The sequence below is a fragment of the Sphingobacterium sp. UME9 genome (genome assembly GCF_014170215.1).
In the GTDB taxonomy this organism is placed as follows: Bacteria; Bacteroidota; Bacteroidia; order Sphingobacteriales; family Sphingobacteriaceae; genus Sphingobacterium; species Sphingobacterium paramultivorum.
Window position 1 is genome coordinate 794644 of the sequence record NZ_LZZP01000005.1, and the last position, 22583, is coordinate 817226.

14 protein-coding genes are annotated in these 22583 nt (G+C 39.4%); 5 read left to right on the plus strand and 9 right to left on the minus strand.

Annotated elements, in window-relative coordinates; genetic code table 11:
- Nucleotides 1-88 precede the first annotated feature (88 nt).
- Nucleotides 89-820 (plus strand): RDD family protein, encoded by a 732-nt coding sequence (locus A9970_RS11880; protein WP_075990326.1) that lies wholly within the window; start codon nt 89-91, stop codon nt 818-820.
- Nucleotides 821-1072: 252 nt separating this feature from the next.
- Here A9970_RS11880 and fabD read toward each other — a convergent pair whose 3' ends face one another.
- The 3 genes from fabD to A9970_RS11895 form a co-directional block, all read right to left on the minus strand.
- Nucleotides 1073-1963, minus strand: coding sequence for an ACP S-malonyltransferase (fabD, locus tag A9970_RS11885; protein WP_153844516.1), 891 nt, complete (start codon nt 1961-1963; stop codon nt 1073-1075).
- 220 nt (nt 1964-2183) lie between these two features.
- Complete coding sequence (locus tag A9970_RS11890; protein ID WP_182982397.1) at nt 2184-3413, minus strand: pitrilysin family protein; 1230 nt, start codon at nt 3411-3413, stop codon at nt 2184-2186.
- Between the two features lie 227 nt (nt 3414-3640).
- Nucleotides 3641-6478 (minus strand): outer membrane beta-barrel protein, encoded by a 2838-nt coding sequence (locus A9970_RS11895; RefSeq protein WP_182982398.1) that lies wholly within the window; start codon nt 6476-6478, stop codon nt 3641-3643.
- A gap of 269 nt (nt 6479-6747) precedes the next feature.
- Here A9970_RS11895 and A9970_RS11900 point away from each other — a divergent pair, with 269 nt between their 5' ends.
- A complete protein-coding gene (locus A9970_RS11900; RefSeq protein WP_182982399.1) occupies nt 6748-7344 on the plus strand; it encodes a ribonuclease HII in 597 nt (198 codons plus the stop codon).
- A 30-nt stretch (nt 7345-7374) separates the two neighbouring features.
- On the opposite strand, the gene A9970_RS11905 is transcribed toward A9970_RS11900, so the two are convergent.
- The 5 genes from A9970_RS11905 to A9970_RS11925 all read right to left on the minus strand — a co-directional run bounded on the left by A9970_RS11905 (nt 7375) and on the right by A9970_RS11925 (nt 15132).
- Nucleotides 7375-9855, minus strand: a complete 2481-nt coding sequence (locus A9970_RS11905; protein ID WP_182982400.1) for a YfhO family protein — start codon at nt 9853-9855, stop codon at nt 7375-7377.
- 323 nt (nt 9856-10178) lie between these two features.
- Entirely contained in the window at nt 10179-10499 is a 321-nt protein-coding gene (locus A9970_RS11910; protein WP_046673052.1) for a YbjQ family protein, read from the minus strand.
- Between the two features lie 3 nt (nt 10500-10502).
- Nucleotides 10503-11189: a TrkA family potassium uptake protein gene (locus tag A9970_RS11915; RefSeq protein ID WP_153844521.1), complete on the minus strand. Its 687-nt coding sequence runs from the start codon at nt 11187-11189 to the stop codon at nt 10503-10505.
- A gap of 110 nt (nt 11190-11299) precedes the next feature.
- Nucleotides 11300-13090, minus strand: coding sequence for a TrkH family potassium uptake protein (locus tag A9970_RS11920; RefSeq protein WP_220801585.1), 1791 nt, complete (start codon nt 13088-13090; stop codon nt 11300-11302).
- 146 nt (nt 13091-13236) lie between these two features.
- A complete protein-coding gene (locus A9970_RS11925) occupies nt 13237-15132 on the minus strand; it encodes a hypothetical protein (RefSeq protein WP_182982401.1) in 1896 nt (631 codons plus the stop codon).
- 95 nt (nt 15133-15227) lie between these two features.
- Between A9970_RS11925 and A9970_RS11930 the strand changes: the two genes are divergently transcribed.
- Nucleotides 15228-16265, plus strand: coding sequence for a hypothetical protein (locus A9970_RS11930; protein ID WP_182982402.1), 1038 nt, complete (start codon nt 15228-15230; stop codon nt 16263-16265).
- Entirely contained in the window at nt 16231-18678 is a 2448-nt protein-coding gene (locus A9970_RS11935) for a hypothetical protein (RefSeq protein WP_182982403.1), read from the plus strand. Before A9970_RS11930 ends, A9970_RS11935 begins: the two co-directional genes overlap by 35 nt.
- Before the next feature lie 74 nt (nt 18679-18752).
- Here A9970_RS11935 and rsgA read toward each other — a convergent pair whose 3' ends face one another.
- Nucleotides 18753-19673, minus strand: coding sequence for a ribosome small subunit-dependent GTPase A (rsgA, locus tag A9970_RS11940; RefSeq protein WP_182982404.1), 921 nt, complete (start codon nt 19671-19673; stop codon nt 18753-18755).
- A 106-nt stretch (nt 19674-19779) separates the two neighbouring features.
- Here rsgA and polA point away from each other — a divergent pair, with 106 nt between their 5' ends.
- Nucleotides 19780-22581, plus strand: coding sequence for a DNA polymerase I (gene polA, locus A9970_RS11945; RefSeq protein WP_182982405.1), 2802 nt, complete (start codon nt 19780-19782; stop codon nt 22579-22581).
- The last annotated feature ends 2 nt before the right edge of the window (nt 22582-22583 follow it).

Sequence of the window (22583 nt, forward strand, 5' to 3'; positions counted from 1 at the left end):
TATAGGAAATATCCATGATTGAAAAGCACAAATTAGAGCTAAAATGACCTAGATATTCTATATTACATTAAATTCAACTAATTTGCATATGAATAAGCTTGAGATAAATACGGCACAAAATGTAAAAATCGAATATAATCTTGCCAGTCTTGGCTCAAGAATGATCGCATTTGCAATAGATTATTTTATTATAGTCTGTTATTATTTCTTTTGCTTTTTTCTCTTGGACAGCATAAACATGAACGCAGGAGATCCCTATCTCTTTTATGGGATTATGATGGCATTGACCTTACCTGCATTTTTTTATACTTTGATTACCGAAACAGCTTTCGGAGGCCAAACAGTAGGCAAGAAAATAATGAAAATAAAGGTCGTCAAACTTGACGGCTCACGTGCCAACTTCTATCAATACTTGTCCAGATGGAGTCTATCTATCGTGGATATCTGGATGACGATGGGTGGTGTCGCCATTACTTCGATCGTTTTATCCAAAAATGGACAACGCATTGGAGATATTGCTGGTGAAACTTCTGTTATCAGTCTCAAACCCACCTTAAAATTGAGCGACACAATCTACGAAGAGACATTCGACAATCACCCTATCCTATTTCCACAAGTGATTAAATTGAGCGACAAGGATGCTAATTCGGTCAAAGAGATCTATCAAACAGCTTTTGATAGAAGAGATGTAGGAATTTTAACTGCTTTAGTACAACGCCTGGAAACGGTGATGGAGGTTAAACATCCGGAAAAAATGACCCCCAATGATTTTGTCCTGCAAGTCATGAAAGATCATTACAGTATGTTTAAGGATAAATAGTTTTTAAGCCCATAGTTGATTCGGCATTCTCTCGGTTAAAAAACGGATATCGATCGGAGCTCGTTCGGTGTTTCTTCGCTTGCAACCGAAGAAGCACCGAGTAATCTCCGAAAATGATCCCTACGTCTTATCCATTTTTACAGGGAATTCTTGATGTGATTCCGATTTTTCGTTCATAAAAAATGCCCTCAAAAAGTTGGACACTTTTTGAGGGCATTGCAAAATAATTCCTTTTTTATACTGAATATTTTGTTACGCGGTCACTGATGCTGCGGAAGTCTGAACTTGACGGTCGACCTTCTTAACCAATCCCTGCAATACATTTCCTGGACCAACTTCTACAAAAGCTGTTGCACCATCGGCCAACATATTTTGTACTGTCTGCGTCCATCGTACAGCGCCAGTTAATTGCGCAATAAGATTTTGCTTGATAATCGCTGGATCTGTCTGTGGTTTGGCATCGATATTTTGATAGATCGGACAGCTAGGCGACAAAATGTCTACAGCTTCTATAGCCGCTTGCAATTCCACTTTGGCAGATTCCATCAATGGTGAGTGAAATGCTCCACCCACGTTTAATTTTAATGCGCGCTTAGCACCAGCCTCGGTCAATAAAGCACAAGCTTTATCCACACCTTCAATAGATCCCGAGATAACCAATTGCCCAGGACAGTTATAATTTGCAGCTACCACGACATCATCAACCTGAGCACAGATATCTTCCACTATAGCATCTTCCAGACCTAATATCGCAGCCATCGTTGAAGGTTGAAGCTCACATGCTTTTTGCATCGCATTAGCACGTTGTGCAACCAATTTCAAGCCATCTTCAAAGCTCAATGCACCGGCTGATACCAAAGCCGAAAACTCACCTAATGAGTGGCCTGCAACCATGTCCGGTTGAAAAGACTCTCCCAAGGCTTTCGCCAAAATAACCGAATGCAAGAAAATAGCAGGTTGGGTTACTTTCGTTTGTTTCAATTCCTCATCTGTACCGGAAAACATGATATCCGTGATGCGGAACCCTAAAATATCGTTAGCCTGTTCGAACAAGGCTTTCGTTTCATCATTTAAATTATACAGGTCTTGCCCCATTCCAACAAATTGGGCCCCTTGACCAGGAAATACATATGCTGTTTTCATCCCTTATATTTTTTATTCATTTATTTGTCTGCTACCATAGGTATTGAATCTGCCTTCGGCAGTCAATGGTTGAGAAGAACGAATTCCCGTAAGCGCAAACTTAGATAAATTGCTTTTTATATGCAATATAAATTCATGTCAGCCAGCTATTATTCCCATCGTCGGCCCATCGATCTCATATTATTCATCTCCTCTGAAGAGCCTAAATCGGTCCTTAAATTCAGTCTTCGGGAACAAAACTTAGCGACAACATCTTCTTCGGATCAAATACATCTTGTGCTATTTCCAGCAGCCCTGTATTCGTCAAATCCTGAATTTTTTCAATTACTTCGTCCAATAAGATGACACGATCATAGTCCATCACGTTTTTCGCGGCAGAGATAATCATACTCATACGGTTCTCTTCGGTCAAAGCAATCTGCCCAATAAATTTCTGCTTCGCCTTTTTTACTGCAGTTTCGGATAGCGGTTGCTCGCTCAGCTTCGCAAGTTCTTTAAAGACGAGTTTTTTAGCTTTTTCAACTTTTTCTTCATCGGTACCGAGGTAAATACTAAATAACCCTGTATCCGAAAAAATAGTATAATTAGATTCAATGGTATAGGCTATTCCATATTTCTCCCGTATGGAAAGATTCAGGATAGATCCCATTCCCATTCCACCAAGCATATTATTTAAAAGCAGCAGCCCCGTCTTACGGTCATCTCGATAATTATAAGCTAAAGAACCGAGCATATAATGCACCTGATTGATTGGTTTGCCTACGGCAACATGCTGTTCAATAAGCGGTCTGACATCATTGCGGAGACGTTCTATCGTATTTGAAGGCACCGTCCCAAACACTTTGTGCAACAATCGCTCAACTTCTTTTAGTGTATAATTTCCCGTGATACCAATGACCATTTCATTTGTATCATAATTTGCCCGCATAAAATCGACAATATCACCCTTTTGCAGCGCAAGAAGCTGATCTTCCAGGCCCAAAATATTATGCCCTAAACCCGATCCCTGAAAAACCAGATCTTCAAAATCGTCCACAATAGACTCTTCCGGGCTATCCAGATAAGATGCCATTTCATCTACAATGACAGATTTTTCTTTATCCAATTCTGTGTCGGGAAAAGTGGAATGAAAGAAGATATCTTCAAAAAGATCTAACGCACGATTTAAATAAGGCTGAAGAATAGAGGCATGCACACAGGTATACTCCTTCGTCGTATAGGCATTTAAATCTCCGCCAACGGATTCCAAATGATTTATAATCTGTTGTGTAGAGCGTCTTTCAGTACGCTTAAATAAAAGGTGCTCAATAAAATGGGCTACACCATACTTCCCCGCAGACTCGTCCCGAGACCCTGCGTTGATGACCATGCAGACATGTGTAACCGGTAAATTTTGATATTGAAATACTACGCGTATTCCGTTTGAAAGTCTAATAATTTCGTATTCCATGCAGTACAAACTTGCTGTAGCTTCTTTTAGTTTATCTATTTTTTGTGCCCATTAACCTTGACAGTCTTCCCTAAAACAAAAAATATAAAATCTTACATTTTTTGTTACGTTGCTCTATCTTCAAAATCGTATGGGCATATGAAGTCTTCACAAAACTAGGCATTTTTAAATGCAAAACGGTCATAGCGAAATCACTATGACCGTTTTTATATCCTATAGGAATCAGATTACATACGCGGAGGTCTCATTCCGCCCGGAAATCTATTCTCTCCTTCTGGATTTCCCATCGCAAATTTTTGGAATTTATAGGTAAACAGAATCATAAAATATCGACCTAAACGGTTGGTACGGCTATCTGTAATCATAGACTCACTCACCGTTCTTGAAACATTCGTTTGCTGATTTAACAAGTCAAATGCTTGTAGACGTACCGTACCACGTTGTTGACTCAAGAACTTCTGCTCCAAGTATGTGTTTATGACGAAAGGATTTGCATTAATGCCGGCGCCATAACCATTATTGAATTGCTTGGATAGATCCGCTCCGAAAATGGTTGTTTTTGTTATGTTAACAGAGCCAATCAATGTTGGTGTCCAAGAAGAAACATTCGTCGTACGATTTGTCAATGAATTCTCTGTATGATTAAATTGGTAGCGTACTCCCGGATTTATTTCTAAATTCTCGGAAGGATTATATCTAAACATTAAACCTTGATTTAATACAATATTCCGGGCGACGTTCTTTTGACCGATGTTATCATCTTTCTCCGTGGAAACATATCCAATATTTTTATTGTAGGACACACCACCCATTAACATAATATTATATGTTTTTTCTTTCAGTGATTTACCATAATGATAGAAAGAACTCACATTAAATGGCTTATCGCTTGTTTCATTCAAATAGCGGGTTTCGGAAACTAGCGTTGAATTTGTCTGTCCTGTTTGATAATCCATTAGATCATCAAAATAGCTTTTGCTCAAGCTCACAATCTTGTTGTTAGTCAAACCGGCATTAACGAACGCAAAAAAGTTGTTTCCCTTTTGAAAATCATTCTTACGGAATCTTACATTCAATTGATGGCTAAACTCCGGATTCAAATTTGCATTACCGATCACGATACTGGTCCGGTTTGTACTCATATCAAACGGCAAGATCTGCGTTACTGAAGGCTCATTCGGTGTTCCCGAATAATTGACAGAGATATTGGACTGTCTCGAAAATTTATACTCAAAACGTGCAATAGGCATCCAGTTCATGTTGTTCCGATGAATTGGAACCACTAATCCTGAACTGATCGCATCGCCTCTTAATTGAGAAGGCTGAGCCGCTGCTCCAATGGAATAGGTTATTTTATCGCCACTATACAAATAGTTTGCTCCGATTTTATGTGTTGTGAAGGAATAATCATAATTATAATCAAAATTCAACTTGGGATCTTCTGCAATAAGGTTTCCATCGCGATCAAACCCTTGTTGTTTATTCGAATTGTCATACTTATTTTTGTTGAAATCATAGGTAAACTCTACTTTTCCTTTCTCGGAAACAGGTTCAGTATAATTCACCGAAGCCCCCCCATTCCAACTTTTATTATTTGCTTCCAGAATCGTTTTTTCATAAATCGAGTCTAAAGGAGCATTTGCATTGTTGGGATCAGCCAATAGCCTATCTAAAATTGCATTCTGATCCTTCGTTGTTTTTGCATTATTGAAGTTCATGTTTACAAAAACATTCCTTCCTTTATCATTAAATTTATGATTATACAATCCGCTAATCCCAAATCTCGGTGCAGTAGAATTTGCAACAATATCTTGGGCCTGTGAATTATTAAATACGTTACTACGGTAAGTTAGCGAATTAGTACCTGTCGTTACATCACTATTGTCGTAACCAAACTGAGGAGAAATTTTTATATAGTCTTTCGTTGTAGGCTTCCATTCAACATTTGCTTCAAAACGGTGGCTTGCTCCTACTGTATTGGAATTAGATTGAACACTATCCGTTTGCATAATATTAGGCAGTGTATTTTCCTGAAAGCGCTGCGAGATTGTTGTATTGTTGCTATGGCTATAACTGTAACTACCGTAAACCGTCAATTTATCATTAAAGTCTTTACGATAATTCAGCCCGATAGAACCGATTTTAGTTAAACCGTCCGATCCGCCAAACATGCCGCCGCCACGACGGCCGCCGCCACCTTGGCCACGACGCGCACCGCCACCTACAGTACTAAAATCAAATAAGGGTGCATTGGTATTGTTCAAATTTCCCAATACAGAAATTTGTTCACCTTCGCGCATTCCCATCCACATCCCTGTAGCTTGGTAACGATCTTCGGTTCCCACGCCTGCCCGGAGGGTAGTCATATGTCCTGTATTGTATTTTGGGTCAATCTGAATATTTAATACTTTTTCTGAATCACCCGTTTTATTACCGGTGACATTGGCCATATCGCCATAGTCATCGATGACCTGCATCTTTTGGATAATATTTGCCGGTAGATTTTGTGTTGCTGTCTTGACATCCCCACCGAAGAAATCTTTTCCATTTATACGAACCCGCTTAACAGACTCCCCTTGTGCCGTTACATTACCATCCTTATCGACTTCGACCCCTTGCAACTTTTTCAAAGCGTCCTCGGCAACCGCGCCATCGCGGAGTTTTAGATCTTTCATGGTATATTCGAGGGTATCACTTTTGACAACGACTGTAGGAACACCATCAACAACAACTTCTTGTAGCATCTGTGAGTTCTGTTGTAAAGTCAAACTTGGAATAATATGCTTTGATTCGCCTTTAGGGATACTAAATTCCTGTTCAAAACGTTCGAAACCAAGGTTTGAAACCGTAATTTTAAAGGTGTCCGCCTTGACTTTATCAAAGATAAAAATCCCGGCCATATTAGATCCTGTCGTCATGGAATCCAATTTTGACGTTAATTTCACTGTTGCACCGGCGACAATTCGATTCTTGTCGTCCTTCAACATTCCCTGTACGCTCTTCGTCTGGCCATAAACGGTCCATCCCATCAGCATACTAAACAAAAAAAGCACAAAGCCTCTCATAATACGTATTTTTATATTTCTATAATTGATAAATCTTTGACTCTAAAACTATTGCTCAAGTTTAATTTGAAACAATATGGCCTAGACAAGAACAAACTTTTATTTTGTTAATGGAAATTATTCCAACGTTTTAATAGTCTAGCGCTCTAAATCTTTACAAAAGAAGACATTATTAGTGTTAATTAATGTAAACGGTCGATATTCACACAGAAGTTACAATAGATAACTCTAAATTTATTTGTATTTTCGGCTATTTTAAAGAACTGAACATGCTATTATCATATTATCAGGAGCAGTGGATAGAGGCCGGCTGTGACGAAGCGGGAAGAGGTTGTCTGGCAGGGCCAGTTTTCGCTGCAGCAGTGATTTTCCCCACAGACTACCATCACGAGCTTCTTAATGACTCCAAACAACTAAGTGAAAAAAAGAGGATGGCTTTACGCCCCATCATTGAGCGCGAAGCCCTTGCTTATGCCGTTGCGAGCGTCTCAGCAGAAGAAATAGATCGCATAAATATCCACAAGGCGAGCTACCTAGCGATGCACAAGGCACTTGATCTCTTAAAGACCAAAGCCGAGTATATTATTGTTGACGGGAATAAGTTTATTCCTTACCAAGAGATACCTTATTCATGTATTGTGAAGGGGGATGGGAAATACCTATCCATTGCCGCAGCTTCGATTCTGGCTAAAACTTACCGGGATGAATACATGGACAACATCGCCTTGGATTATCCCGATTACGACTGGCTCAACAACAAAGGGTATCCGACAGTTAAGCACAGAACAGCCGTATTGGCACACGGCTCCACTCCACATCATAGAAAGAGCTTTAGAATAACCGATCCGCAGCTCAAATTATTCTAAAGCTCTAAAATGCTTCGAAAAGAAACAGCTTTAAGCCGCTGTTTCTTTTTTATTCCCTCTAAAGGAGAAATATGTCGCCGCTCCTATTCCCAGTACAAGAACAATAGACGAGATTAATGTCAATAAATTACCAAATTTGTGCGATTCAGGATCAAAGATAAATTCTACCTTATGTGTACCTGCTGGCAACTGTAATGCTCTTAGGATATAGTCGGCACGAATAATTGGCGTTTCCTTTCCATCCACATAGGCTTTCCAACCTTTATCATAAAATACTTCAGAAAATACCGCAAATGCATCACTAGCCGCTGTATATTCATATTGCATTTTATCCGGGTGGTATGATGTCAGTTTAATCTCGCCTGATGTCGACGCATTCGAAGTCTTCGCTTTTACTTCATTTTGATATTGCTGGTTGACAAAAGCTTCTTTATGCGGATCAAACGAGCTGATAGCCTGCATCTCCTCGGCATTTCCTTTCACAAAACTTACCCGATCCACAAACCAGGCATTTCCTGCCGCGGTACTTCTGCGCACAATACGCTGTGATTGATTTTGAGGATCTGTTGTAATCAGATAACGCACATTAAACATATCCAACACATCTTCATTGAGCGCACCATTAAATTGATTTTCCAGAATTTCCTGGAAGCGCATTAATTTTGCAGCATGGTATCCACCTAGAGATTTATGGAAGTAGGATGGACGGGCATCCGAAAACGGGTCCGAAGTCAAGTCTAGTACGCGGTAGCTTGGATCTTTATCCATTAAGATCAATTGATCCACTTCACGTTGTTGGAATACTTGCTGTGCAGTAGCTCCTTTTTCCATAAAAGATTTATCATTCAAGGAGCGTTTATCTATGCTCCATAAGTCAAACAGGAACAAGACCAATAAAGCCCCCAGTAGTACACCCTCACTCAACTTTTTCTTTAAAAAGACCCAAACGAATCCGAAAGTTAAGAGGACAATGAAAAAAGAACGATAGGCATCTTTGCTTGCGATATCTTTGCGATCTAAGACCAATTGATTTGCTAATTCGGTCGCAAAAGCCTTGTCGCCTATCTGGTGCTCAAAAGTTGCTACTAAATTGCTATGCTCCGCATTCCTAAAACTTAAAAATAGATCTGGCATTACAGCAATCAACAGACAGACTCCACCGACTCCAATAAAGGTATACAGGACTTTTTTATCTAAGTTTGGTATCTCCTTAGCACGTGTCAAAAGCTCGTTGACAGCCAGAATTGCCATCATAGGCACTGTAATGGAAACCAAAACAAGTATAGATTCAACAGCCCTAAACTTATTGTACATTGGGAAATAATCAAAGAACAGATCCGATACAAGTGTAAAGTTTTTTCCAAATGACAAAAGCAATGCTAAGATGGTGGTTGCCAAAATCCACCACTTGATCCGATCTTTGACAATAAAAAGGCCTAAAACAAATAGGAAAAAAACACCGGCACCAAAATACCATGGTCCCGAAGTAAAACGTTTGTCGCCCCAATAGGTTGGCATGCCTTGAGCCATCTGACCAGCTTGAATCTCCGACGCACCTCCTCGTTCCATTAGGAATTTAGCGACATGTGATTTTTCGTCCAATTGTCCGCCAGTTGAACCGCCATACGCATTGGGGATCAAAAAGGTAATGGTTTCACCAATCCCTTGGCTCCACTCATAGGCATATTCTTTATCAAGCCCTTTCTCTTTACTGTTGTTATTATCAACCTTCGTGATATTGGCATGTCCACGCGTACTCAATTTACTATATTCCCAAGTTGGTAATAAAATTGATGCATTTACCATCAAAGCGATGACCACTGCAAGAATCTGCCTACCCGAAGCAATAAAAAAACCTTTTAATTGTTTTTGTTTAATTGCATCTACGAAAGTGAAAATCACATATACCATCAGGACTATCAACAGGTAATAGGTTGTTTGCAAGTGATTTACACGAATCTCCAGCGAAAGAAATAGAGCCAATAATACAGGGCCCCACAATTTACTTCCCCGATAACACATAATAACCGCAGCAATAACGGGTGGAATAAATGCAATTGCATTTGCCCGGGTAATATGCCCAGCCTCAATATAGATAAAATTATAAGAGGTAAAAGCGAAGGCTATTGCGCCTACCGCAGCAAGCCAGGGTTTGATCCGTAAGACACTGAAAAGAAAATAAGCCCCCAGCAAATAAAATAGCACCGTATCCATAGGGCTTGGAAAAGCAAATTTAACCGCTTTTAAGAAATAGGTACCAATGTTATTCTCATTTTCCTGCCAAATTTGATAAGTCGGCATTCCGCCAAACATAGAGTTAGTCCATAAGGGCGCTTTACCATCCTTTGCCTTAAAATCAAATAATTCCTTCTGTGCCGCCTGCGCTTGTACCACATCCGACTGCGCCAGCGTTTTTCCTTGCCAAACAGGGGTAAAATAAAAAAATACGAGCGCAATGAATATCGCAATAACGATCAAATGTGCCGAATTCGCCTTAAACCAATTTTTCATCCGTATAAATTTGTCATTTAAAGGTGATGAATATATCTAATTTATTCAACTTACCAAATAATCGTTCATTCATAACTTGCCTTTCGTTGTATTTATGAACACATTACACGCGGTTTGATAAAACTCGATGATTTCATTTACCTTCTTAGGTTGTTTAAAAGTCTTAAAAGCCAAACTTAGATAAATTTGTTTTTATATACAATTATAATTATCGCTCAGTGCCCTGTTAACAGAAAGTTTATAATAGGTATTAAATACGATCGATCCATGTCACGTCTTTTAAGCACTAAAAAAGCCCTAATGTTATTTAGGGCTTTAGGTAATTAAGATCTCATTTTTACGGCCGTTCCCGTTGCGCCTACCATCATCATACCCCCTGTTCCTACGGTTTGAAAGTCCAGTCGGACGCCAACGACCGCATCAGCCCCCAAAGCGCGAGCGCGGTCTTCAAGTTCACGTAGCGCTGCCTCACGGGTTTCCTGGAATGCACGTTCATAAGAATTGGATCTTCCGCCAAAAAAATCACGAAAACCCGCCATCATATCCTTGATTGCATTCGCTCCCAGAACCACTTCGGAAGAGACTATCCCCAAATAACGTTCAATTTGGTGCCCCTCAATAGTACCAGTTGTTGTCAATAACATATTTTATTCTCCTTTTTGAATTAACTTATTAATATTGGATAACTCCCCAAAAACAACCAAAATATCGCCTTCTTCCATGATCGTTTCCGAGGCAGCAATTCCAGAGGCTTCCTTTTGTTCTTTGGTCACACCGTCCTTCTTCGTTTCTGTGATCTTCACAGTGGTCAACACGATAACCTTGTATAAATTGGTCAGGTTCGCTTCACGTAATGTCATGCCCACATAACGAGCAGGCACTTTAGTCTCCACAATGGAATATTTATCCGAAACCTTAAACGAATCGACAATATCAATATTGTCCAAGCGCATCGCCAATCGCTCAGCAGCTTCTTCTTCGGGCATAATATATTCATTGATTTCCATTGCCTCCAAAACAGTCTTTTGTAAATCTGAAACGATACGGCCAATGATACGTTTGACCTTCAACTGTTTTAAGAGGGCCACGGTCATAAGCGAAGCTCCTTCATCTTCTCCAATAGCAACAATGACAGCATGCGCATCTTTAAGGGGTAATGACGATACCGCTTCGCGGTCGGTTGTGTCTAGGCATACCGTGTGCGTTATCTTGTCCTTTAGTTGTTCAACGATACTGAGATTTCGGTCTGCCCCAATCACCTCATGTCCGAGCTCAGTAAGATGTATTCCTAAAGAACGTCCAAAATGCCCCAATCCTAAAACAATATACTTCATATCTCAAACTAAAATAAATTTACTTTTATTTCCAAGCTCTCTTTCGATTTATATACTTATATTTCTCTGATAAGGCCTTCAAGAGTTAATCAAAACACCCTTCTATGTACCTAAAACAAGATCTTTTCTTCCGGAAATACAATATTTCTCCGTGTTGTATTTTTAATAAAAGCGACCAGCAGAGTCAGCATACCCACACGTCCGACGAGCATTGTTAAGGCAATAATCAATTTTCCGCCCATACTGAGTGATGGTGTAATCCCCAAACTTAACCCACATGTTGTATAGGCTGATAGTGATTCAAAGAGGAGTGCTTTCATACTCTTATCCGGATCTGTAAAAATGAGCACAAAAAAACTGAACCCAACGACGAATAGCGACAACAGAATAATAGCAAACGCTTTGTTAACAGACTCGCCGGCTATCCTCCTTTTAAAAATCTCAATATATTCTTTTCCCTTAGCCAGAGAAACAATATTCAACAGTGAAACAGCAACGGTAGTTACCTTTACTCCCCCACCAGTAGATCCGGGAGAAGCCCCGACCCACATCAGAAGCATAATCAAAAAAACAGTCGGTGGCCCGACAAAACTCAAATCAACACTATTATATCCTGCCGAACGCGCTGCATTGGCCATAAAGAAGGAAGTCGCCCATTCACCATCGATTCCCCGCTCAAGAGAAAGTGTGTTACCTCGCTCCAAAAAGTAGAAAAACAAAGTTGCACCTACAATAATAATCGCGTTACAAATCAGCACCAATTTAGAATTAAAGCTAAAGCTCCATGCTTTATGCTTATAGTTTTTCTTTGTGATCCATCGGTGATAATAAAGCAATATGGATTCTTTAATATAGGTGTAGAAATTCAATACAATTCCAAAACCCAAACCGCCAAGAATGAAGAGCGAAGATAACGCCAATTGGAATGGGTAATTGAATTTATAGGCTTCATTGGTAATTCCCCCAGATAAGATCGAAAATCCAGCATTACAGAATGAAGAAATAGAATGAAAGATCGAAAAGAAAACCATGCTCCCTAAATTTGGAAAATTAGCACTTTCTAGGGTACTAAAGATCAGTATAGCACCAAGAAACTCAAACAGCAGCGTAATAAATATTATGGTCAATAGGGTTTTAATGACAGAGGCTACTTTATTTTCACCTAGAATTTCACCAAACATCAATTGGTTCTTAAAAGAAAATCCCCCGGAGAAAAAATAGCCAAAAAAACCTGTAAAGGTCATAATGCCCAATCCGCCTACCTGTATCAGGACAATGACCACAGTTTGTCCGAACATGCTAAAATTGGTTGAAATATCGGCAACCGACAAGCCAGTGATACAAACAGCACTAGTTGCCATAAATAAAGCATCCACAAAACTTAACGGAGCTTCTACCGTGGTACGGGGCAGCATCAAGAGTACGGTCCCGAGCAAGATAAGAACCAGGAAACTGATGACAAATAATATGGTCGGATTAAAATAAAAATTGTCAAAGAAAAGCGTGCTTTTCGATAACTCCGCGATAAAAATAAGATAGATTCCTAGATAAACCCACTGTTCTCTTGAAAAAACAGAAAGCGCTCCAAATCCTGCAAAACGGGCAATAAGAATAAATACAAAGTAAATGAGGATAACTAAGCCCGCGTAATGCTCAACAGCAATTTTTTTGAGTGCGTAAATGGAAGATGACTCGCGGAGAGCAATCATGAAAAAGAGGACAAAGAAAAGATAATGAATTGTTTTACCCAGCAATTTTCCCAATGCAGGATCAGTGACATAGCCCACATTGAAAATAACGATTGCGGCGCAAATCATGCTCACATAGAACATGATTTTGTCTACAAGCCCATTTTTATATTTGAAAACAAATCGGATAAAACTTAAAATCGAATCTATCATAATGTCTCAAACTAAGATAAATCTGTCAATAAATGCAAATCTATCTCCGTTGTATTTTTTGGCGCGCTAACGAAGCCGACAATGAGGATTTATAAAAAATAAGGGCTACAGCATCAACCGGTAACCTTTCCACGTGAAACGGATCCTCAATTTCCCGTTCCTTCTTTCTCGAGTTCCTTTTCAGCTTTTTCACGGTCACGCTTCCGCTTCTCTTCAATCTTTGCCGCCTCTTTGGCCTCATCTTCCTTTTCTTCCTTCAGCAACTCCTCAGGAGTTTTGTGTTTCTTAAATATACTTGAAATCATTTTCTTGGCCTTGCTGACTCCGCTAACGACTTTTTCAACTTTTCCAGCCGTATTCATCAGTTTAGCCTCCCGTTCTGGACCAAGACCGACACATTGTTTAATTCCAACCAACAAAGTCTGCCACATCGCTTTAAAAAACGGATGATTGGGATCCCGACGCTTGTTGATATGCCCCACCGTATATTTACCGTATAAATCCGGATTGCCCGGATTAAATAAAACCTGATTAATCATAAAAGACAACAGCCCCTTCTTTTCTCGACGACCATCATCACCTGCCTCTGATAGGATATTAACTTTGAGGTCGTCATAATCCATTTTAAAGGTTCCTTTACTACGGTAGTCGTTAGCCCAAATGTCAAATGTAATCTGACTAAGATTGCCCGATTTAATCTCAACATTTAACAATGGACGAATCATTTTATTAACGACTGTTAAATCCATTTTCCCAAGTGTGCCCTTATAGGTGTAGGCTCCAACTTTAGAGGTCATATCAAACACAAAGTTGGTAGAAAGCTTACCAGCATTCATAAAATTGCTACTCAAATTTGCACGCATTAGCTTCTGCTTAAGCAATTTTGTCGAATCATTTGTCACATTTAATATTGTCCCATAAGTGTGATCAAAAGTAATGGTTCCGATTTGACTATACTCATCACTCATTTCAGAATACGCAATTCCAATATTATCTAAAATCAATGAATCAATTCCCAGGCGTGTCGACATTTGCACTAATTTCATATGCGGAGCATTTCCAATCTGACTGGTTGGGGGGCTTTTATAATGCTTATCGCTGTAAATCGAAAGTGAACCATTTTTTAAGCGTGCATTTTGTGCATATATTTTCTTATCACGGGAAAGCTCGGCAAAATTGAATCCCGTCAAAAGAAGTGTGTCCATTTTCAGCACCATATAGCTTCCACCATCTCCTTTCTTCCGGTAATAAGCAGCCTTATTCAGCGTCGGCTGATAAGCAACTTTAGTCAACAGGACATTGCGGTTTTTACTATTGATTTTCAACTGATCAAAGTTTACTTTATACAACCCATCCGGAGTTTTATAGGTAAAACCGGGCACCTCAATATCAATCATTTTCGTATGATAGAAGCGTTGTCTGTCGTGCTCAGAAGTCGAATCGATCAAAACATCATCTATCCGGACTTTGACCTTCTTGACCTCGAAATCTTGATAAACTCCTTTTTGGACTTGCGTATATTTAAAATCAATGTCATTCAAATTGACAGCCCGCACCTGAATTTTTTTCAGATTGTCCTTTATTTTCTCATACAGTGGTTTTTTAGGTCCCCGACTCACCGTATCATTATAACGGTGTACCTCATTAATGACATGAATCGTTGGTCTTTCGACGGTGATATCATTCAGAAAAAGTTCCTTATCCATCAATACCCTCCGAATACCAAAGCTTTTTATTTTCAACCTATTGATGGAAATTTCGAAGCGGTTATCTGGTGCTTTTTTGACCAGCTCCAACTTTTTATAGATGGAACTATCTGACACGAGATGCAGATTATCTATTGTTATATTCCCTAATAATAGGTTGACGTGGATATCGTCGTATTTAATAGTATACAAATTGTCCGTTGCTTGAGACACCAGCTGTTTGATTTTAGTATCTAAAAGAGGCTTCCACTTATTGCTAAAATACCAAATACCTCCAGCCAATGCCAATAGGATAAACGCTACAATACCAAGGATCCATTTGAAAATAGGCTTCATAAAGTCACAATCTCTTTGTAATTTCGTCTTTATTTTATTGAATAACAAACAAAATTAAGCCCATTTTGTTTGAATAACGACTAAATAAAGTGAATATGCTGCGTAAAACACAACTATTTTTATTTCTTGTACCGCTCTCTCTACTTTTTTTAAGTTCCTGCACCAAAACAAAGCATGAAACAGGCTTCTATTTTTGGAAGACAGTATTTCAGTTAGACACCGTAGAAAGCCGCTCTTTAAAGGAAATTGACGCGAAATCTATCTATGTCCGCATCATGGATATTGATTTCGATCCATCTGGTGTACAAGCCGTCCCTATTAGCCCCATTACGTTTTCGCAACCTGTCCCCAAAGAACAGCAGTTGATTCCTGTAGTATTTGTCAACCAACGTATTTTTGTAGAAATGGATAGCCTGCAGATCAGAGGACTGGCAAATAAAATTGTTCCGTTTGTGACGGCTAAAATACAACAAGCAGGAAAGGAAAAATTTACCGAACTTCAACTGGACTGTGATTGGACAAAGACATCCCGTGATAAATTTTTCTACCTGCTCACCTATTTACAGCAATTGCCGGCCTTAAAAGATGTTGTCGTAAGCTCTACTCTGCGGCTACACCAGGTTAAAAACACAGTCACCAGCGGAATTCCGCCTGTGAAAAGAGCAATGTTAATGTGTTACAACATGGGAAATCTCAGACAATTTGGCCATCAGAACTCCATTTTAAATCAACAGGACCTCAAGACCTATCTAAGCGGAACATTACGCAACTATCCCATGGAAATGGATATTGCATTACCGCTATTTCAGTGGTTTGTCGTTTTCAGAAATAATAATTACATCGGTATTTCAAAGCATATCAATGAAGAAGATCTCAAAGACTCGTCATTGTTTACCCATAACCCCAATACAAACCTCTATATTTTAACGAAAGATCTCCCAAAAGCAAACCTTAAAAAGGGAGATGTTATACGTTTTGAATCGATAAATCAGGAGGAACTCTTACAAACGGCAAAATTTTTGAAGGGAGAGCTGAAAGGAAAAGAACACCGGATTATTTTTTATCATTTAGATCAAGCTACACTAGCAAACCATGGCAATGCCGAATTACAAAAAATTATTGCTGCTTTCTAGCACGACATTAGCTTTCTTCTTTGGGGAGATCGCAACCAATATCGCCTGTGGTCCTGAAATGGATCCTTACGACAATCAAACGACATATTATCTCCCCAATCTGGAGGACAATGGATTTTCTGCCTTTCAATTTATCCCATACCAATTTCTTTATACGGAAGAAGCTCCAGTCAAAGAAAGTTTAATCAATGCCGAAACCTGGGCTAAACACTTAGGTTCACAGGTCAAGGTTAAGGATATCGAACAATTGATGTACAATAGCAACGATGCAACTGCTAATTTAGCGAGCAATCAACAAAAGTCGGCTTGGACAAACCTTCCCGATTCCATTAGGGGAAATACGTTCCTAAGCACGTTGATTGACGGAAAACATGAAGCTGAACGTGCTTATTTTATGTTCACCAAAAAGCAGGAACCTATCACGAATATTCAACATAACTATTGGGATCCGGATACCCGAAATTTCAAAGAAATTACTCAATTTGCTGAGCTCGCCGAACAGCAGATCACGAAGTACCCCAAAAATAGCTTTCTCTATATCCGTTATGCTTATCAAGCCGCCCGCTTATATCTATTTGGACAGGAATACGTCAAGAGCATGACGATCTATGAAAAGTACCTGCAATCGGCTAAGGGAGATGAAGCCATCCTCAATTGGGCACTATCCAACTACGCTGGCGCTGTACGCAAAAATGGCGATGCAGCAAAGGCCGCTTATCTCTTTTCCAAATTATTCACTGCCAGTCCAGAAAGGCGCATCCTAGCGTATGCTAATTTCCATTATATCACAGCCAGCGATGCCGAGATATTTCAATATGCAAAAAATGATGCAGATCGGTTCAATATCAATGCTATCATAGGCTTTGGCACAAGTGACTATGCCCTGAAATATCTGAGCGACTGCTATCAGTTCGATCCGGCCAATACCGTAAATGCCGTACTATTGGGACGCGAAGTCAATAAGATAGAAACAGAAATGAACGAGTCTTTTTACCTCAGTAGCGATAATTATAATTACTACAGTAAAAATGACGATAAAGGAAAGGTTAAACTACATCTGGATTCTCTCCGCAATTTTGCCCTAAAACTTTATCGCGACAAAAAATATATTCAACCCCAGTTAGGCCTTATTACTGCTGCCTACCTAAGCTGGATGAATAAGGAAAATACGTTAGCAAAAGAATACCTTTCCGAAATAAAAGAGACTGACCTCAGTCCAAAATTGATTGATCAGCTTCAAATTACCCGATTGCTCACGCAATTAACTGATTGGCAAAGCAGTAAGCAACTAGATGAAGTTCAATTGACCAAAACGCTATCTTGGTTAGAAGAAAAAGCAAAACTTGATGGTAAAGAAGATATCCGCAAACAAAATTGGGGATATAGTGCTTTTGAATATAGCAACTATAGTTTAATCTGTCGGAATATTCTACAAAATCTTGTCGTAAAACACTATTTAAATACCCAAGATACCGCTATGGCTAGTTTAGCTGCTGTAAAGGCGGATGCCTTTTACAACTATGGCTTTGTGAAAGACTCACTGGAAGATAATATGCAGTGGACAACAATGCACTTCTGGGAAAATAGCCTTACACCTAAAACGCTGTTAAAAATAAGAAATTTGCTGTCGGACAATTCCCAACAGAATACCCTATCTAAATTCTTATTGAAGGATATCAAACATTTCAACAAAGATTATCTCACAGAATTACTGGGTACAACCTACCTGCGCGAACTGAATTTCCAAAAAGCAGCAAAAACTTTAGCGGGACTTCCTAAAGACCATAAAATAAAAGAAATTAAAAACTGGTACGATGCGGATGAAAGCGATATTACACCGAATCCATTTATTGTTACTATAAATGATTACCCAAAAAAATATGGTAAAGAGTCCACCACTAAGTTAAAATATGCTGAACGCATGGCACGCTTGGAAAATGCTATAAAAACGGAAAAGAACAACCAGAAAAAAGCCGAGTATTATTTCCAAATGGCCACAGGTATCTATCAGACAAGTACCTATGGAAATGCTTGGTCCCTGGTGTCCTATGACTGGTCGTCCACAGACAACCACGCAGCTTCGACACTTCACTGGCAACGAAATTATCTACAGACAAAATCAGCAAAAGAATGGTACAGCAAAGCGCGTACACTGAGCACAGACAAAGAGTTCAAAGCGAAATGTACCTTTATGCTTGCCAAATGCGAGCAGAAAGATTTTGTTTATACCAATGAATCGCGTTGGCAGTATTATGATTCACCCTTGAAAAATCCTTTTTACCGTTTCTCAATGCAGAATAAGTATTTCAAAGAATTGAGCACGCAATATAAAGATACACCATTCTTTACCATCGCTTCAAAAGAATGTACCTATCTTCGCGACTTTTTAAATTTGACACAAGCGATACATTAAGGGCGCCTTCCTTCCTCGCTTTACAAAAAAGTAGCGCCTTCCTGATGTAAGAAGGCGCTATTTTTTTATATAGATTAAGATCTACTATCCTCATTATGATATATACTGAGGTAGCTATCGTAGCGCGAACTCTCAATAGAGCCTTCTTCCACAGCCTCCATAATGACACAACCGGGTTCATTGATATGCCGGCAATTATGAAATCGACATTGATTCAACAACGCGCGCATCTCCGGAAAAAAATGAGATAGCTCCTGTTTTTCTATATCGACAATTCCCAACTCACGAATACCAGGCGTATCAATTAGCTTCCCTCCAAAAGGAAGATCGAACATTTCAGCAAAAGTAGTTGTATGCTTTCCTTTGTCGGACCAATCGGAGATTTCACCAGTTTTCAACCCGTATTCAGGAACGATTGCATTGATCAACGTTGATTTACCAACCCCAGAATGGCCTGATACCAAGGTTATTTTATCTTTAAGCAGTTGCTTGACAACGTCGATATTTGTACCGGTTAACGCAGAAACCTCGAAACAGGGGTAACCAATATGTTCATAAATAGCTTTATAGTCTGCCAATATCTCCAATCCTTCATCACTAAAAAGATCCAATTTATTGAAAATAATTACGGCAGGAATTCCGTACGCCTCTGTTGTTACTAGAAAGCGATCGATAAAACCTAAAGAAGTTGGTGGCGAGGCAAGTGTCACCACTAAAAAAGCCTGATCCAGGTTTGCTCCGATAATTTGAGTTTGCTTGGACAGATTGACGGATTTTCGAATGATATAATTTCGACGAGGTTCGAGTTCGTGAATGACCGCACTTTCCTGATCAGGTTCCACATCAAAATGTACCCAATCACCCACAGCAACAGGATTAGTCGTTTTTATTCCTTTGGTACGAAACTTTCCTTTGATACGACAATCGTATCTTTTTTCATCTTCACCCAAAACTTGATACCAACTACCTGTCGATTTAGTTACCAGTCCTCTCATAAATCCTGTTGCATTAAATGTGTCATAGTACAAAAATCGGAAAAATTTATTAAACTTACCCTTTGATGAATTTCTTACCTTTGTAAGGAGACTAAAATTCAATTTTGTGAAAAAACTATTTCTTCTAGACGGAATGGCTCTCATATATAGAGCTTATTTTGCTTTGAGCAAAACTCCTCGAATTACCTCAACAGGGTTAAATACAGGAGCAATCATGGGATTTACCAATACCCTATTGGATGTATTGAAAAATCAGCAACCTTCCCACATAGCAGTAGTGTTCGACACAGCGGCACCTACCGCTCGACATATTGAATTTGAAGCTTATAAAGCACATCGTGAGAAAATGCCTGAGGACCTTGCTGCCTCTATCCCCTATATAAATCGCTTAATCGAGGGCTTCAATATCCCAATTATCACGATGGATGGATACGAAGCCGATGATATTATCGGAACACTTGCAAAAAAGGCCGAGAAACAAGACTTTCAAATCTATTGCATGACACCCGATAAAGATTTTGGGCAACTTGTGTCTGAAAATATCTTTATCTACAAACCTGCCCGCATGGGTAATGGAGCAGAAGTACAAGGTGTCAAAGAGATTCTTGAAAAATGGGAAGTTTCTGATGTTTGCCAGGTCATCGATATTCTCGGTCTTTGGGGTGATGCCGTAGACAATATCCCTGGTATACCTGGTATTGGAGAGAAAACAGCGAAAAAACTTGTTCAGGAATACGGATCTGTCGAAGGCATTATCGCTAACGCGGACCAACTCAAAGGAAAAATGCGCGAAAACGTAGAGAATTTTGCAGAGCAAGGGCTCATTTCCAAAAAATTAGCCACTATTTTATTGGATGTACCAATTGAACTCGATGAAAAATCGCTAGAACTGGAAGATCCAAACAAAGAAATCCTTGAACCACTATTTGCTGAATTAGAATTCCGAACACTTGGAAAACGAGTTTTCGGCGAAGATTTCTCTGTCCTTGACAAGAGCAGCCCTACAAATGGACAAATGGATCTATTTTCGACAACAACAACGACAATTACCACGACCGAAATTGTTACTGAAATTAGCGTCGAAAATGCCGCCATAAATAACATACATAATACAGCACATGACTATGTTTTGGTTGATACAACGAAAAAACAAATAGCGCTCGCTCAACAGCTTGCTTCTTTGGATAGTTTTTGTTTTGACACAGAAACAACGGGATTGGATGCAAACCTTGCCGACATCGTGGGATTATCATTTTCTTTTGAAAACGCAAAAGCATATTATGTTCCAACACCTGCCGATCGTGAGAGTGCTCAGGCTATAGTCGATATTTTTAAGGCAGCTTTAGAAGACCCAAACATCGAGAAAATAGGACAAAACATCAAATACGATATTTTGTTATTGGCACGTTATGGTGTAAAAGTACAGGGCCCCCTTTTTGACACCATGCTCGCACATTATCTAATTGATCCAGATACCCGTCACGGAATGGATGTGCTCGCAGAAAATTACCTAAATTACAGCCCGGTATCAATCACCGAACTTATCGGTGAAAAGGGAAAGAAGCAAGGGAATATGCGTGACGTTGAAGTCGAAAAAATAAAAGAATATGCTGCTGAAGATGCAGACATTACCCTACAGCTAAAAAATATATTTCAACCTCTTCTTGTCGAGACCAACACCATGCAGCTCGCTCAGGATGTGGAATTCCCATTGGTATATATACTCGCTGAAATTGAACGAAACGGTGTAAAAATAGATGTTCCGGCACTTGGAGAGTTTTCAAAAACACTGGAGCAGGACATTAAAAATTTCGAGGAATCCATCTTTGAGAAAGCGGGCGTAAATTTCAATATTGCATCCCCTAAACAATTGGGAGAAGTCTTATTCGATAAACTGCAACTGGATCCTAAAGCGAAAAAAACAAAAACGGGACAGTATAAAACAGGTGAAGATGTGTTATTAGCTTTGGCCCATAAATCAGATATTGTCCAAGATATTTTAAACTTTAGGCAAATGCAAAAACTCAAATCAACCTATGTTGATGCGCTACCTGAGTTAATAAACCCCGAAACAGGGCTAATTCATACGTCCTACAATCAAGCGGTTGCCGCAACAGGCCGTCTGAGCTCAACTAATCCGAACTTGCAGAATATCCCGATCCGTACCGAACGGGGAAGAGAAGTTAGAAAAGCCTTTATCCCAAGATCTGAAGACAATGTGATCCTCTCAGCCGATTATTCGCAGATTGAACTTCGCCTAATTGCAGAGCTAAGTAAAGATCAAAATATGATGGAAGCATTTAGCCAAGGTCATGATATCCACCGAGCAACAGCCGCGAAAGTATACAATGTGGATTTTGATGCTGTTACTTCTGAACAACGCCGCAACGCGAAAGCAGTTAACTTCGGCATTATATATGGTCAGTCGGCGTTTGGCCTTTCTCAAAATCTTGGCATATCACGTAAAGAAGCATCCGATATCATCAATGAATATTTCAACCAATATACAGGGATAAAGAAATACATGAGTGATGCCATCGAGTTTGCAAAAGAGAATGGTTACGTTGAAACAATTTTAAAACGAAGACGTTATCTGAGAGATATCAATTCCGCAAACATGACTGTCCGCGGATTCGCAGAAAGAAACGCTATTAATGCTCCGATCCAAGGATCAGCAGCAGATTTAATCAAACTTGCTATGATCGCCATTCAAAAGGAAATTGAGCAGCGAGGTTTATCTGGCAAAATGATCATGCAGGTGCATGATGAATTGGTTTTTGACGTACCTAAAGACGAGATCGAGGTATTCAAAAAAATCATTTTGGATAAAATGTCCAATGCTATAAAAACAAGTGTTCCTTTGATCGTAGAAATTGGAGAAGGCAAAAATTGGCTAGAAGCACATTAAAG

Excerpts from the sequence above, each read along its gene's own strand:
- A9970_RS11900 (WP_182982399.1), top strand. The coding sequence starts at position 6,748 with ATGCTATTATCATATTATCAGGAGCAGTGGATAGAGGCCGGCTGTGAC.
- A9970_RS11890 (WP_182982397.1), bottom strand. The coding sequence starts at position 3,413 with ATGGAATACGAAATTATTAGACTTTCAAACGGAATACGCGTAGTATTT.
- rsgA (WP_182982404.1), bottom strand. The coding sequence starts at position 19,673 with ATGAGAGGACTGGTAACTAAATCGACAGGTAGTTGGTATCAAGTTTTG.
- A9970_RS11915 (WP_153844521.1), bottom strand. The coding sequence starts at position 11,189 with ATGAAGTATATTGTTTTAGGATTGGGGCATTTTGGACGTTCTTTAGGA.
- A9970_RS11935 (WP_182982403.1), top strand. The coding sequence starts at position 16,231 with ATGCCGAATTACAAAAAATTATTGCTGCTTTCTAGCACGACATTAGCT.
- A9970_RS11930 (WP_182982402.1), top strand. The coding sequence starts at position 15,228 with ATGCTGCGTAAAACACAACTATTTTTATTTCTTGTACCGCTCTCTCTA.
- A9970_RS11925 (WP_182982401.1), bottom strand. The coding sequence starts at position 15,132 with ATGAAGCCTATTTTCAAATGGATCCTTGGTATTGTAGCGTTTATCCTA.
- A9970_RS11880 (WP_075990326.1), top strand. The coding sequence starts at position 89 with ATGAATAAGCTTGAGATAAATACGGCACAAAATGTAAAAATCGAATAT.
- A9970_RS11920 (WP_220801585.1), bottom strand. The coding sequence starts at position 13,090 with ATGATAGATTCGATTTTAAGTTTTATCCGATTTGTTTTCAAATATAAA.
- fabD (WP_153844516.1), bottom strand. The coding sequence starts at position 1,963 with ATGAAAACAGCATATGTATTTCCTGGTCAAGGGGCCCAATTTGTTGGA.
- A9970_RS11895 (WP_182982398.1), bottom strand. The coding sequence starts at position 6,478 with ATGAGAGGCTTTGTGCTTTTTTTGTTTAGTATGCTGATGGGATGGACC.
- A9970_RS11910 (WP_046673052.1), bottom strand. The coding sequence starts at position 10,499 with ATGTTATTGACAACAACTGGTACTATTGAGGGGCACCAAATTGAACGT.
- A9970_RS11905 (WP_182982400.1), bottom strand. The coding sequence starts at position 9,855 with ATGAAAAATTGGTTTAAGGCGAATTCGGCACATTTGATCGTTATTGCG.